At 38.7% G+C, this 15,678-nt stretch carries 12 protein-coding genes; 2 read left to right on the forward strand and 10 right to left on the reverse strand.

Translation table 11 applies throughout. The annotated features are described in order from the left end of the window. Nucleotides 1-165 precede the first annotated feature (165 nt). A complete protein-coding gene (locus MHH64_RS02335; protein WP_340002635.1) occupies nt 166-1,881 on the reverse strand; it encodes an ABC transporter ATP-binding protein in 1,716 nt (571 codons plus the stop codon). A gap of 369 nt (nt 1,882-2,250) precedes the next feature. Here MHH64_RS02335 and MHH64_RS02340 point away from each other — a divergent pair, with 369 nt between their 5' ends. Next, a complete protein-coding gene (locus MHH64_RS02340; protein WP_316246655.1) occupies nt 2,251-2,610 on the forward strand; it encodes a DoxX family protein in 360 nt (119 codons plus the stop codon). A 408-nt stretch (nt 2,611-3,018) separates the two neighbouring features. On the opposite strand, the gene MHH64_RS02345 is transcribed toward MHH64_RS02340, so the two are convergent. The 8 genes from MHH64_RS02345 to MHH64_RS02380 all read right to left on the reverse strand — a co-directional run bounded on the left by MHH64_RS02345 (nt 3,019) and on the right by MHH64_RS02380 (nt 13,279). Beyond that, complete coding sequence (locus MHH64_RS02345; protein WP_340002636.1) at nt 3,019-4,221, reverse strand: trypsin-like peptidase domain-containing protein; 1,203 nt, start codon at nt 4,219-4,221, stop codon at nt 3,019-3,021. Nucleotides 4,222-4,472: 251 nt separating this feature from the next. Next, complete coding sequence (locus MHH64_RS02350; protein ID WP_095314224.1) at nt 4,473-5,258, reverse strand: MBL fold metallo-hydrolase; 786 nt, start codon at nt 5,256-5,258, stop codon at nt 4,473-4,475. Beyond that, a complete protein-coding gene (gene yycI, locus MHH64_RS02355) occupies nt 5,255-6,184 on the reverse strand; it encodes a two-component system regulatory protein YycI (RefSeq protein ID WP_095314225.1) in 930 nt (309 codons plus the stop codon). The genes MHH64_RS02350 and yycI overlap by 4 nt, the downstream gene beginning before the upstream one ends. A gap of 2 nt (nt 6,185-6,186) precedes the next feature. Next, nucleotides 6,187-7,518 carry a two-component system activity regulator YycH gene (yycH, locus tag MHH64_RS02360; protein ID WP_251659728.1) on the reverse strand — a complete coding sequence of 444 codons (1,332 nt, stop codon included), beginning with the start codon at nt 7,516-7,518 and terminating at the stop codon, nt 6,187-6,189. Next, nucleotides 7,515-9,344 (reverse strand): cell wall metabolism sensor histidine kinase WalK, encoded by a 1,830-nt coding sequence (gene walK / locus MHH64_RS02365; protein WP_095314228.1) that lies wholly within the window; start codon nt 9,342-9,344, stop codon nt 7,515-7,517. The genes yycH and walK overlap by 4 nt, the downstream gene beginning before the upstream one ends. A 5-nt stretch (nt 9,345-9,349) precedes the next feature. Continuing rightward, on the reverse strand, nt 9,350-10,051 hold the full coding sequence (gene yycF, locus MHH64_RS02370) for a response regulator YycF (RefSeq protein WP_095314230.1): 702 nt from the start codon (nt 10,049-10,051) through the stop codon (nt 9,350-9,352). Nucleotides 10,052-10,192: 141 nt separating this feature from the next. Beyond that, nucleotides 10,193-11,689, reverse strand: a complete 1,497-nt coding sequence (locus MHH64_RS02375) for a M23 family metallopeptidase (protein WP_340002637.1) — start codon at nt 11,687-11,689, stop codon at nt 10,193-10,195. 300 nt (nt 11,690-11,989) lie between these two features. After that, entirely contained in the window at nt 11,990-13,279 is a 1,290-nt protein-coding gene (locus MHH64_RS02380) for an adenylosuccinate synthase (protein ID WP_118889314.1), read from the reverse strand. Nucleotides 13,280-13,498: 219 nt separating this feature from the next. On the opposite strand from MHH64_RS02380, the gene cdaS reads away from it, so the two are divergent. After that, nucleotides 13,499-14,122 (forward strand): sporulation-specific diadenylate cyclase CdaS, encoded by a 624-nt coding sequence (cdaS, locus tag MHH64_RS02385; RefSeq protein ID WP_340002638.1) that lies wholly within the window; start codon nt 13,499-13,501, stop codon nt 14,120-14,122. 169 nt (nt 14,123-14,291) lie between these two features. Here cdaS and dnaB read toward each other — a convergent pair whose 3' ends face one another. Then, nucleotides 14,292-15,665, reverse strand: coding sequence for a replicative DNA helicase (dnaB, locus tag MHH64_RS02390; RefSeq protein ID WP_095314238.1), 1,374 nt, complete (start codon nt 15,663-15,665; stop codon nt 14,292-14,294). Nucleotides 15,666-15,678: the final 13 nt, after the last annotated feature.

The raw sequence follows: 15,678 nt of genomic DNA on the forward strand, positions 1-15,678 counted from the left end.
AAAATTCCATATACTGTTTTCTCTAAATTCAGTTTACACTAAACTAACTATTTATTAAAACCCCTTGAAGGACTTCGTTAATGCTCTTTTTCAAAAAAAAGCAGAGTGATTGCGATTCACTCTGCTTTTTTAAGTTCCTTTTCCTATTCAAAACACTTCATCTTTCTAGTTCATCTGTACATTATGCAACTGTGCAAATAAACCATTTTGTTTCAATAACTCTTCATGACTTCCTTCTTCTTCAATACCTTTTTTCGTTACAACCATGATACGGTCTGCATTTTTAATTGTTGCGAGTCTGTGCGCAATCACAAGGGTTGTCCGGTTTTTCGCTAGGTCATTCAATGCTCTCTGGATAATCATTTCCGTCTCTGTATCTAAGGCTGAAGTCGCTTCATCGAGAATTAAAATTGCTGGATTTTTTAAGAACATCCTGGCAATTGCAATCCGTTGCTTCTGTCCCCCGGATAGCTTCAAGCCACGCTCTCCGACTTGGGTTTCATAACCATCTGGTAGTTCCTTAATAAATTCTTCCATGTGGGCATTCCTTGCTGCGGTTTCAATTTCTTCATCAGTTGCATCAAGCTTCCCATATGCTATATTTTCCCGAAGTGTCCCGGTAAAGAGGAATACATCCTGTTGCACAACGCCGATCTGTTGACGAAGGGATTCCTTTGTCATATCTCGAATGTCCATCCCATCAATCATTATACTCCCAGCATTTACGTCATAGAAACGTGGAATTAGAGATGATATCGTCGTTTTACCGGCACCTGAAGGTCCAACAAATGCTATCGTCTCACCAGCCTGAATGCTAAAGCTCATATTGTTTAAGACAGGAGCATGAGCTTTCTCATAGCTAAATGATACATCTTGAAATGCAATGTTTCCTTTTAGCTCATTCACATGTACAGCATTCGGGCGATCTTGAACATCCGGTTCAACATCTAACATTTGTGCGAAGCGTTTGAATCCAGCCATTCCTTTTGGATACAGCTCTAACAACGCACTGATTTTTTGAATTGGACTAAATAATACGTTCATCATTAATACAAAGAATACTAGTTCTCCGGCACTTAGTTGTCCATTAAACGTCATCCACGCGCCGACAACTAAGACGAGCAATGTAATTAAACGCATCATCATGTAAATGTTCGAATGCACGAATCCCATTACTTTATAGGCTGCGATTTTTGCCTTTAAAAAGCTATTGTTATTTACTGCAAAACGCTTGATTTCATGTTTTTCATTTGTAAAAGCTTGAACAACACGAACTCCAGATACAGCATCTTCAACTTGTGCGTTGACACCTGCAATGTCCTCATACATCTTCTTCCATGCTCTGCTCATGCGAATATTACTGAACGAAATAAGAAACACAAGGATTGGCACAGCAATTAAAATGATCAGGGATAACTGCACATTGGTTGAGAACATAATGATAAAAGCACCGATAAAGGTCATAATTGCGATGAAAAAGTCCTCTGGTCCATGGTGTGCAAGCTCTCCAATATCAAATAAATCATTGGAGATTCTACTCATAATATGTCCTGTTTTTGTGTTATCGAAGAATTTGAATGACTGTTTCTGTACATGATGAAACAGGTCACGCCTCATATCTGTCTCGATATATATCCCGAGCTTATGACCTAAATAGGTCACGATATATTGCAGATAGGTACTTAATAAATATACGAATAATAAGAGTACACTTACCGTGACAATTAGATTCCAGTCATTGCCTGGAAGTAATGTATCAATAAACCATTGTACCGCCACCGGAAACGCAAGCTCGAGAATGGCAACGATAACTGCTGATGTAAAGTCAACAATAAATAACCGCTTATGCGGCTTGTAATACGAGAAAAATCGACGAATCATTCACTGCACTTCCTTTTTTTAATCTACCCTTGATTATAATGAGAATCATTCGCAATTGCAATTCCTAGGTCCAGTTAGAAATAGCCCAGACTGAACCATATTCAATGAAATAACACCACCTGCAAACTATCTTTATCTGATATAGCACCATCTCTATGCAATATAGCACTACCCTTATGAAAACTTGACATTTGACATTTACCAACCTGAGCGAATTGCCTTCGTTGCGCTCATAAGCAAAGAAAAGTTAAAACTTTCCTATCTGCCATAATCCCCCATGTTTTTTATCTGATGAAGGAAAGTTTGTCCATGCAGCTGCATAGTTATGTAGCAATAGATACTTTTATTAAAATGAAAGGGATGCATACGATGAAATGGATTTGTTATGCGACAGGTTATGTTTTTATTATTTCTGGCATGATGAAATTAATCAATCCAGATTTCAGAGAAATTTTTGCGGGTGTTGGATTGCCTTTTCCAGAGGTTATGTTATTGCTGGTTGCTCTTGTCGAGCTAGGTTGTGGAATGTTAATTGTTGGTAGGATGTATATGAATATTGCCGTAGCTCCTCTAATATTCATTATGCTTGGAGCACTTTATTTTACAAAGATTCCTTTAATCGGAACATCTGGCTTCCTTAACTTTAGCTTTCAAGCTAGATTAGATATCGTCTTAATTATTTTGCTGCTACTCATCTGGCAACATGCTCGTGGACAAAAAGCCATCTGAATTTCCAGGCAATCAACAAAAGGAAAGATTTATTTGTGGATAACTCGTGTATAACGACAATCCTGTCTGTATAACTTTGAGTTATCCACAGTTTTATACACATATGCACAAGTGTTCGTAGCTATTTTGTTATAAACGCTCATTTTTTACACCATATATTGATTCATCATTAATAATTATCCACCATTTGTGCATAACTTTCGTTTTTTGTGGATTACTTTTTCAAAAATTATAGATTATACACATAATGGATAACGAAGCAAAAGTGTTTCCCATAATAGTATAGAGAGAATATAGCATTTAATCATCGATAAGCATGTCTCTAAGTTTATACACAGTCTTCAAATTTTCTTTTATCACAGCGAAAGCTACCTTCTGCTACATTTTTAGAAGATAGCTTTATATCTTTTACTGGCTTCCAAGCTCTATGTCTGTTTCGATCCGCTCGCCATTTCGATAATATGTCACTTGAATCTTATCGCCAATTTCCTTTTCTTGATACAGTACTTTACGTAAATCAATCATATTCATAATTGGATTCCCGTCCAGCTCCGTGATGACATCCAAACGTTCTAATCCTGCCTGATCCGCTGGAGACAATGGCTCTACATTCCAAACGTAAACACCGCCATCTACTTCAGAAGGTAAATTTAACGTATCTCTCCACTCGGTTTGTGGTACTTCATCAAGCGAATAAATTTCAACACCTAGATATGGCCGTGTTACTTCTCCTGTGGTCTCCAATTCTTCAATAATTGGTAAGGCATGGTCAATAGGAATTGCAAAACCAATTCCTTCTACAGCAGCCTGGTTAATCTTCATCGAATTGATTCCAATAAGCTGACCATAAATATTAATCAATGCACCACCACTATTTCCAGGGTTAATCGCGGCATCCGTCTGAATAACCTCCGCTTGCCAATCTGCACGACCATCTTGGTTAAAATCTTGGGGGATTGTGCGCTCTGTTCCACTGATTACTCCTTGGGTAACTGTGCTTGAAAGATAAAGACCCAATGGATTACCAATTGCAATTGCTGGCTCACCAACTTTGATACTTTCTGATGTGCCAATTTCAATCACTTTATCTACAGCCGCCCCATCCATGCGCAGCACTGCTAAATCCGAAAAGAGGTCACTCCCAACAATTTCTGCCTCAATGTGAGTATCTTCGTAGAGAACTACTTCCACGGTGTCTGCACCTTCAATTACATGATGATTTGTTACGACAAAAGCAGTTCCATCATTATTCTTATAAATAACGCCAGATCCTGTACCAGCTTCTATCCCTTCTTGCTGCTCAAAGAAATCAGAACGCTGTTGAATATTCGTAATCCCGACAACTGTTGGTGTCACTTCCTCAACAACCTCTGTTATCTGAGTCGTCACATCAACGGTTACAGATGTATTAAGGGTTTGATTACCATTTTGTTCATTTGTCTCAATCGTCACTTGGTCACGAGCGTCGTCTCCACCATTCGTTGAATTCATAAATTCAGGCATAACAAGTCCAATAAATAGGACACCAATCACAATTCCTATTATAAGCGGGGCAAGCCATCTTCCCTTTCGTTTCCGATATGTCCGGTAATTCTGATCATAATATCCCATCTCGTAGTCCCCTTATTGATATGATATATGGTAAAGAGATTGTTCAAAAAACCTGCTAATAATCAAGAACTGAGGACATTCGACTAACTGTCTTCACATCTTGCTGCCATAAAAGCTACATTATGCGCGTAAGCCCGAAAAACAATCGAAATTCTCGGTTCCTTTTTCCTCTTTTTGAACACATACTATAGTATTACCTTAAACCGGAAATTATTAAACAATTATATCTAGGGGAACCAATAAAATAATGACTATACAACCTCATACAAAGGAGTTGGCTCCTTTGGATCCGTATCGTGCAGATCGATATGAATACCTCTTTCCTGGAGAACACCTTGTACAGACATTCGAGCTAGGTCCTTCATATTATTATCCAAACTCAAATGGGCAAGATAGATTCGTTTCGTACGGTTACTGATTATATCTGCAAGTGCTAATCCGCAATCTTCGTTTGAAACGTGACCAGAATCACCTAATATACGGCGCTTAACGCTCCACGGATAACGACCCATCCGCAGCATTTCTACATCATGATTGGACTCGAAAATATATGCATCCGCGTCTTCTACTGTTTTTTTGATTCGCTCCGAAACATAACCAAGATCTGTTACGAGCGCTACTTTCTTCCCATCATGCCGAAAAGTATAAAACATTGGCTCTGCCGCATCATGCGATACACCAAATGATTCAATATCCAGATCATCAAACGTCTTCACTTCATTCATCCCGAACAAAAACTTCTGATCTGTTGTAAGCTTTCCAAGCGAATTCTCCATTGCTTTCCATGTCTTTTCATTCGCATAGATTGGGAGATTATATTTCCTTGCCATAATCCCTAATCCCTTAATATGATCGCTATGCTCATGCGTTACCAAAATTCCTGAAAGGGCTGCAGGATCAACCTGTACCTTGCTAAATAACTGGTCCATTTGCTTCCCGCTTAGCCCAGCATCTACAAGAAATCGCTGTTTGTCTGTTTCGACATAAAATGCGTTCCCCGTACTTCCAGATGCCAAAACACTAAAACGTAATGTCATTCTATTTCACTCCGATTTCCTACCTCAAGACTTTGCTCTAAAGCATGTAGAGCTGCTTCTTTTATCTCACTTTCTTCTGGTAAACTTCCAATTCTTGTTATATTATCGTTGATTGTATTATTGAGAAATTCCTTATCCGTACCTGCATAAACAAGCCCCTCAATCGCATTTACAAAGTAATTCCTACTTTCATTTACCGTTACTTTCCATGTCGGTGCAAACACATGCGTACCTTCTGTCGGTATTCGCGACAGAAATCCTAATCTCACCTCGGTAACCGCATCATCCTGTATAAGGTTATTCCGCTCAAACAACGTGCCAATGGCCTGGATAGGCGGATTTATTGTTTGATCCGACCCTTGCTTGCTCGACTCCCCTAGCATCATTTGGGTGTAGTGAGTTACCTCGTTATCTTGGTTTAAATATGCAAGGATAATCGCACTCCCATTCAAATATATTGTCCGGCCTTCCTTTGACTGTGAGAAAATCAGTACTCTATAATCTTCATTCCAACCCCAGAAGTTATATTCATCGGCATAAGCCAAATAAGGTGCCAGCAATTCTGTAACTCGACTGTCACTTGCATTAATAGGGATTGGGATTGGCTCATTCAGCTGCGCCACGACAAACTCATCATCAATCACTGCCGCCGTTATATTATTGATGCTATTTAACATGCTTTTTTCTTCTTCGGTAAACTTCTTTTGCGAAACGCTAATATAATTGGACTCAGCAACATCCGATTCTATCTCTGTTTGAATCTTAATATTCTCCGATTCCAGTTGTTCTTCCAAACTCGTTTCTTTACTTTCATCCAATGCCGGACGTTCTGAATCCTGCTGTCTATCTACATATTGAATTAATAAGTAGATGTTCAAAATAAGGAAACTGAGAATAAATAGTGTTTTAATGTGGCCCCACTGCATTCTCAATCTCCCCCTTCTGGTTTTGCTGGTTCATTAAACGCATGCTGAATCCAGCGACCATTATATTTGATATACCATACCGGTTCCAGTTCAACATTTTCATTGTATGAAAAATCGGTATCGATATTTAGCCGATAGCCAAGTGTAACAGCCTGTATATTTTCTATACTATAGTCTGAATGATCAGGATTAAGGATATTGTTTTTAATAACTTCCCCAGATGCTAGCTCTACAGGTGTTTCATTAATAACAGACGGTGCAAATAAAATCAGTGGTCTATTATATTTAGTCAATTGCTGACTGTTCAATTGTTGCTCAATCATAGACATATTGTCATTGTTAAAGACAGGATATCCTTCAAAATACATCCGATAATTTATTAGACCTTGCATCGTGTTCAATTCTGCTAATCGATAATCACTTGTCCAACCCTTATGATTATTAATTTGCAAAATACTTCTATCCAATAATGTTGTTGGAGAAAGCAATGGATCCGTATTATTATCCTCTGTTAAAATATTTATATATTCCATCCCAATACCGTTTTCATCCACTCGCAGTTGACGACTATCTGTAAAATAACTTTCACCTATTTCTGGAGTTCTGGACTCACTTACTACAGATGGGGTATCAAATAATACGTCGCGCATGTCAGGCGGATTGATTCGTTGAAAGGACATTATTTTTTTCGGTAACACAATTTCACCGGTAGGCAAGTAAATATCTTTACCACCTTCATCCATTAACGTGTACAACCGAAATGTATCCAAATCAAATCCATCCATATAAGACCAGAGATGGTTAAAATCATTGGTATCCGTTATCTTGCCCGTTACAAGCCCGCCATCATCCGTAACTAACTCAACTAGTAATGTGTCTGTGTTTTCATCAAATTTAATATAAATACGTTCAAATAATGCATTTTCGGGTAAATGGACATCTTCATCAGCTAATTTGAAAATACTACTCCCTAATAATTCTACCGGGAATTTTTCCGGGAAAATGATCTCTACCTCATAATCGCTCGGCGTTCGATTTGCAACCGATTGAATCGTAACATCAGATAAACTCCAGGAATTCATCCGATTATATAGGATCTCTCGCTCTGTCGGATCTTTAAAGCCATAATAACTGCCATTCGCATGTAAAATGATGTCCATCGGCTCAATAATGCTTCGTCTATTTTCTTCTGTTCCACCAATGTCAACCTCATCAATTGTCTCGTTATTTAATGCCGTTTGACTTGACTTGATGCTTCCTGTCCCAAGGGTAAGGAGTAAGCTTGTTCCAATTAAAACGATTAATATCAACGTTTTTGCTGTTTCTAATTTCATCGGAATCCCCTCCGCTTCTTATTCATAAGCGGTAATGTGAAGAGAATCGTTGTCCCTTCGCCTTCTTTACTTTTCGCCCAAATGGTCCCGTGATGTGCTTCCACTAATTCTTTCGTAATTGCCAATCCTAAACCTGTTCCACCAAACTTCCTTGCTCTTGCTTTATCTGCTCGGTAAAATCGTTCGAAGATTTTTTCCAGCTTATCATAGGCAATCCCCATTCCTTGATCCTTGATGCTAACAAGCAGATAATGACGCTTTACTTCAAGTTTTAAACGTATTAATCCACCTTCTGGAGAATATTTAATCGCATTTGAAATAATATTATCTAGAATTTGCGTCATTTTGTCTTTATCCATCCAGACATAGCTTTGTACATTTGGAATTTCGCGAACGAGTTTTATCTTTTCAGGAGAATTCATTTCAAACCGATCAATCACATGATGGAAAAAGCTCGCAAATTCTGAGCGCTCTTTATGCATCGGCAGCTCATCCGAATCCATTTTCGAAAGCTGAAGCAGATCGTTTACCATACGAATCATCCGATCCGTCTCACCTTGCGCAACACTGAGAAACTTCGGAGCAATATCTTTATCCTCCCAAGCCCCATCGGTTAATGCTTCTAGATAGCTCTTCATTGTTGTTAACGGCGTCCGCAACTCATGTGATACATTGGATACGAAATCACGACGCTCTTGTTCTACCTTCTCCTGTTCCGTTACATCACTAATTACCGTAATGAATCCTGTTATTTCCTCTTCGTCGTCCAATACAGTTGAAAAGTTTGCTCGTATTAGGAAAGGATTATCATCATCACTAAAATCAATAATCATTGATCCACTATCTTGCAGATCGGTTATATCAATAATCTTACCTTCGAGCTGCAGAACGTCCAGCAAAAAGTCACCGATAACCTCTTCTGGATTATTACCGATCAGCCTTCCTGCCGCCTCATTCATTAACGTAATCGATCCACTATTATCCGTAGCAATAACACCATCGGACATATTGGAAAGGACAGAGCTCAGCTTTCTTCTCTCTTCCTCAATCGTTGCATACGAGTGCTTCAATCGACTATTCAAATCATTAAAGGTCTCAGCTAGTTGTCCGATTTCGTCCTTCCCATATATATTAACCGTTTGTGTAAAATCTCCATTTGCCATGATCTGAGCTTGCTCTCTCATTTCCTTAATCGGCTTTGTAATGGTGCGAGCAACAAGAATTCCCAGTATTGCCGAAATACTGATTGCAAGAATAGACCCTTGGAAAAAGATTCGATTAATGCCTTCTACTTGATCATATACACCTTCCAATGAGGATTGAAAATATATAACACCAACAGCTAAGCCCTCTGAATCAAAAATTGGCTCTACCTGAACATATACACTTTCCCCATTATCGTTAAATTCACTTTTTCGCTGGGAATCAAAAAATAATGCTTGCTGAACTAAATTCTGCGTTGATTTTTTTCCAATCTCGTCCATTTCGTTAATTCGATTCGTCCCCAACACAACCCGCTGAGTATCAATTACTTGTACGGTCGTAGCTGCATTATCGGTACTTATATCTTCTACAATTTGCTGTACCTCTTGCTGTAAGGATATGTCACCATCCTCTTCATTTCGCTCTCTTTCAAAGGCTTGTTCGAGGTTGTAGTTTAAAAGTTCCACCCGCTCATTAATGGAGGTTTTAAAGCTTTCAAATAGATCATCCTCCAGCCTGATGGTAAAGAATGACCCAATCACTTGAACAGCAAGCAGCAATAACAAGATATAAATAATAATAAACTTTAATTGTATCGAACGAAAAAAACCAACTTTATTCATCACAACTACTCCTGCTCAGGATTACGTAAATAATATCCTACACCCCGTCTTGTCACGATCCACATCGGGTTACTCGGATTCTCCTCAATTTTCTCACGAAGCCTGCGTACAGTAACATCAACAGTACGAACATCTCCGAAATAATCATAGCCCCAAACAGTTTCAAGCAAATGCTCTCTCGTCATTACTTGTCCAATATGGCGAGCTAAATAATGCAATAATTCAAACTCACGATGCGTTAACTCGATTTGTTCCCCTTTTCTTGAAACAACGTATGCATCCGGGTGAACAATGAGATCCCCAATAACAATATCCTTTGTTGCCTTCACCGTATCATCAGGGACCTGCTGTCTGCGCAAATTAGCTTTTACCCGTGCAATCAACTCACGATTGCTGAACGGCTTTGTCACATAATCATCTGCGCCAAGCTCCAGTCCAAGTACTTTATCAATTTCTGAATCCTTAGCCGTCAACATGATAACCGGCATCGTCTTTGTCTTTCTCACTTCACGAAGTACTTCATTTCCATCTTTATTTGGTAACATGATATCTAATAAAATTAAATCAGGATTCTCACTTTCAGCAAGCTCAATAGCAGTATCACCATCATTTGCTATAATTACTTGATAGCCCTCTTTTTCTAAATTAAATTTTAATATATCTGCAATTGGTTGCTCATCGTCTACAACTAATATTTTTTGTGCCATCTCATTTCACTTCCTTTTTATCCATTCCTTCATTCTATTCTATCGTACTTTTGCTCATCTGTCTTTACCTAGGAAACGTCTAACCTGCTACTAAATTTTTCGAAAGGAAGAAGGCCGGCTCAGATAGAGCCGGCCTTCTTATTATTCACTTACATATTCTGTTGGATTCTTAAGGCTGCCATTTTTATATACTTCAAAATGAAGGTGAATTCCTGTCGAGTTTCCTGTAGAACCCATCACACCAATTTTACTACCTTTTTCGACAACCTGACCTACTTCCACATCAATAGAGGATAGGTGTGCGTAGATTGTTTTCATCCCATTATTGTGATTCATCACAATCTTATTGCCATAGCCACCGTCGTTATAATCAGCAGATTCAATAACGCCATTATCAGCAGCTAAAATATTACGATTGCTTGGGCGTGCAATGTCAATTCCTTTATGCATCCTTCCCCAACGCTCACCTAAATGGCTGGAAATATATCCACCAACTGCTGGCCAAACCATGTCTCCAGTTCCTCGTGAGGAAATTACCTTTGTGCCTTTGATAACAACCTTATTTATAGGTTCTTCTGTAACGGCTTCATCTAGGGATTCTTTTGCCGTTTGCTTGCCATTTTGCTTCTTTATTTCATATAAAACTTCTTTTTTTCCGTCTTTACCTTCTTGTTTTACTTTTTCCTCGCCTTTATACATGTCCTCTGATTCAATAACTTCTGTTTTAAAAGGAATTGATTCCTCAACCGCCTGCTTTTCAGTCACGACCACTTGTGCAAACGCATCATATTCTGTTACGTTTATTTCCTGGTCAATTTTCAGTACAGTTTCATCTGTTAAATCGGGATTTAGTTCTAGCAGTTCTTCTGTCGTTAAATCGTATTTTCCAGCAATTTCCCCTAAAACTTCTCCTTCTTTAACGGCATGTATCTTGTCTTGCAGCGTTCCTTTTTCAAGCATTTGGATACCTTGTTTTTCCGTTAAAATTTCATCCGGATCTGCGGTTTCCTCGGAGATAACAGCTTCCTTTGAAAATGCAATATCTGTGACAATTGTTTCTCCGACATCAGGAACCCCTTTATCTTGCTTTTGTTTTTCTTTTGTTCCCTTATCAGCTGCAGATTTCTGCTTTATAGCTTCAATTTTTTCCCACTCGTTTTCATCTACATATTTTGTCGTATAGGCTTTTAGAACTGCTTCAGCTGTCTCCTCATCTTTAAAATAACCAACGGTTTCATTTGCAATATTCAATTCCACTGCATCTGCCATTACGGTCATTTGCTCATCCAGCTTTTTTGTTACTTTTTCATTATTGTATTTCGGATTAAAAACCATTTCAGGGATGAAAGTGATGTCTTCACCAATGGTTAATTCAATGGCGTCATAGTTATTCTGATGCTTGGCCAGTTTATCATCGATCACTTGCTGGATAACATCCTGATCGTCAACCTTTCCAAGGTGCTCACCATCTATGTACACATGATATATTGTTTCCAATGTATCTTCTGCCTGTACAGGATGTAAAGTTACCCCAATCCCTAGACATGTCATTATTGCTGTCTTTTTGAATAAACTCCATTTCCGTTTATTCCTTGTCATAGCTTCCGGCTTCTTTTCTGTACTGGTACGATAAAACATTCCCTTGTTCTCCTTTTAATCTAAGTAATTCTATATTAATCTCATAGAGTATGTATAAAACTCATTCTACCAATCTACCATAGCTCAACAGGTTAAAAAATGGATTGTCGAATAATGTAAAGAAATTGTATTATTGCAACCAAAAATTTACTTTAATTAATAATAAATACGATAAACAATCATTCAATTAAAAACAGGACCTGTGAGGAAACTCCCCACAAGCCCTGTAACTCAAGAAAGAAATAGCTAGTAATAATCCGTTCATAGCATGCACATTATTGGTAAGCCAACCAAGTAATTTTACGGACGATATACACTACGTACAACATTTGTCTGAGAACGATCTGGCCCAACAGAGAAAATTGATAATGGTATCTCTGTTAATTGGGATATTCGCTCAAGATAATGGCGTGCATTATCAGGAAGCTCGTCTAAGCTTCTCACACCTGTAATATCCTCTGTCCAGCCTGGCATTTCTTCATAGACCGGCTCACATTGTGCCAGTACACTTAAACTGGCAGGGAATTCCTTCATGATTTCCCCATTATATCGATATGCTGTACAAACTTTCAGTGTCTCAATACCTGTCAGTACATCTATAGAATTTAAGGAAAGGTCCGTAATTCCACTTACACGCCGTGCATGTCTGACAACAACACTATCAAACCAGCCCACACGACGTGCTCTTCCTGTTGTTGTTCCATATTCGCGCCCTATTTCCCGAATCTGATTACCAATCTCATCCTGAAGCTCTGTTGGGAATGGTCCATCTCCTACACGTGTCGTATATGCCTTCGAAACACCAACAACATGGTTAATTTTTGTAGGACCTACACCCGAGCCAATTGTTACTCCACCAGCAATTGGGTTCGATGATGTAACAAATGGATACGTACCTTGATCAATATCAAGCATCACACCTTGTGCCCCTTCAAAAAGGACACGACGCCCATCATCAATTGCATCATTTAAAACAACCGATGTGTCGACAACATATGGCATCATTTGTTGACCATATTCATAATACGCTTCTAAAATCGGTTCTATCTTCAGTGGTTCCACTTCATAAACCTTTTCAAATAAACGATTTTTCTCTTTTAAATTTTGCTCTAATTTCTCACGAAAGGCTGCTTTGTCCAATAGATCTGCAATCCGGATTCCAGTTCGTGCTGCTTTATCCATATACGCAGGTCCAATTCCTTTTTTCGTTGTACCGATTTTATTTTCACCCTTCTCTTCCTCTTGAAGAATATCCAATTCCAGGTGATAAGGTAAAATAACATGTGCACGGTTGCTGATACGAAGATTGTCAGTAGAAACCCCATGCTCATGCAAATAAGCAATTTCTTCTATAAATGCCTTCGGGTCAATGACCATGCCATTACCTAATACACAGATTTTATCTTTAAAAAAGATTCCGGATGGGATTAAGTGCAATTTATATGTCATATTATCAAATTTAATCGTATGACCTGCATTGTTACCACCTTGATAACGAGCTACTACTTCTGCATTTTGCGATAAAAAGTCGGTAATTTTCCCTTTCCCTTCATCGCCCCACTGTGTTCCAACTACTACTACTGAGGACATAAGCACACCTCCATAATTTTAACTTCATTGTATGACTTTTTTATTGACAACTGTAATTTTATCAATAGAAAATACACTAGTCAATCTAAAACACACACATTTAATTTAATTAATCAATTAATGTACGGATATAAACAAAAACTGTATTTATTTTTTACGCATAAAACAATAACTTCTGTGAAAAAATAAAAGAGATTTTAGAAGAACAGGGGTGGAATCATGGGGTTAATTAAACCAGCTCTATCGTTTTCATTGATCAATCAATTAAAAAAAGACCTCGGAGATTTATCGCTTCGAATTGATCGTTTAATGCATGCAATGGATAGTCCAAATTCAAGCTTACTCAATGAATTTGAGGAAATCCATAATGTATTTCATGATATTCAAGTTAGCACAGCATCCCATTATTTAAATTCTTACTTGGCACCTTTTACAAATCAATTTGAGGTGCTCTCAAAAGCAATCCAACATCTCTCAGACCGAAACCATGGAGCCCTAATTGTAATTCAACGAAACGATGCTTTAGATCCGTACATCCATTCTGGGATTGCAATTAATGCTGATTTATCGTTTCCTTTATTAGAATCGATTTTCCACACTGGTAGTCCATTACATGATGGTGCCGTTCTAGTCTGTGATTCAACAATTGTTTCAGCTGCTAATGTCCTTCCAGTTTCCAAGCAAAAAGTAGTCGAGAAAAAACTAGGAACAAGACATCGTGCTGCACTCGGACTTTCCGAACTATCCGATGCATTAATCCTCATCGTTTCCGAGGAAACAGGGAGAGCAACATTCGCGTTTGCTGGTGAATTGTATCCAATCCGTACAAATGGTGTCACCTAATTTTTATTTTGAAGAGTTATGTTAAGCGAGTGAGCTTTCGTCCTGGGATTTTGAGTATTTTCAATGCAAAATTCGGCCTTTTTCTTGAACGTGACCATCAGATTCTCCCTTTTAATCAAGACCCAGCTTCCCTTAACACAAAAAAACAGCCTCATATAAGGCTGTTTAGCTACGCTTGCATCATCGCTGGGGGAATATCTCCTTCTTGGTAGCGATGATCCAAGTCTACGAACTTATTATATTCCTTCACAAATGCTAGCTCTACTGTACCCGTCGGACCATTACGCTGCTTAGCAATAATGATCTCGATGATATTCTGGTTTTCTGTTTCTTTATCATAATAATCATCACGATAGAGGAATCCGACAATATCAGCATCCTGCTCGATACTTCCCGACTCACGAATATCCGACATCATTGGACGTTTGTCCTGACGTGATTCCACACCACGGGATAGCTGTGACAAGGCGATCAAAGGCACCTTCAGCTCTCGAGCTAACGCTTTTAAGGCACGAGAAATTTCAGATACTTCCTGCTGACGATTATCCTTTGAATTCCCGCTTCCTTGAATCAATTGAAGATAATCAATTAAAATCATCCCAAGGCCATGCTCTTGTTTTAAACGTCTACACTTCGAACGAATTTCACTTACTCGAACTCCTGGAGAATCATCAATATAAATTCCAGCATTCGATAAAGATCCCATCGCCATCGTTAGTTTACTCCAGTCATCTGCTTGCAGCTGCCCATTACGTAATCGCTGTGCATCGATATTACCCTCGGCACAGAGCATACGCTGAACTAGCTGATCTGCACCCATCTCAAGACTGAATATCGCCACATTCTGATCTGTTTTTACAGCGACATTTTGAGCAACATTCAATGCAAATGCCGTCTTACCCACAGACGGACGGGCTGCGATAATAATTAAATCATTCGGCTGGAAACCAGAGGTAATCTTATCTAAATCATGGAAGCCTGTTGGTACTCCCGTAACATCACCTGTTTGCTGATGAAGCTGCTCAATATTATCGTAAACATCAATAAGAACATCTTTTATATTTTTAAAGGCTCCGGAATTTTTCCTTCCAGATACCTCCAGAATGTTTTTCTCTGCATCGTTTAAGACACCTTCTACTTCATCTTCATGTTCAAAAGTAGACGTAACAATATCCGTTGCTGTGCGGATTAATCGTCTTAGGATCGACTTTTCCTCAACGATTTTACTATAGTATTCGATATTCGCTGCAGTTGGAACACTCTCAGCAACCTGTGTTAAATACGATACACCGCCAGCCTCTTCCAGCTGCCTCTTGTCATTTAAATAGGTCGTAACCGTGACGACGTCAATTGGTTCGCCTCGTTCGGAAAGGTCCATCATCGCTTGGAAAATTCGTTGATGACTTGCTCGATAAAAATCATCTGGAAGTAATAATTCAGAAGCAGTCGAAAATGCTTCAGGCTCCAGAAAGACAGCACCAATCACCGATTGTTCTGCTTCTATATTGTGTGGCGGTGTACGATCATTTAACGTCTGATTCATTCGATGCTCCCCC

Source organism: Oceanobacillus sp. FSL K6-0127 (genome assembly GCF_037983385.1).
Classification (GTDB): Bacteria; Bacillota; Bacilli; order Bacillales; family Amphibacillaceae; genus Oceanobacillus; species Oceanobacillus profundus.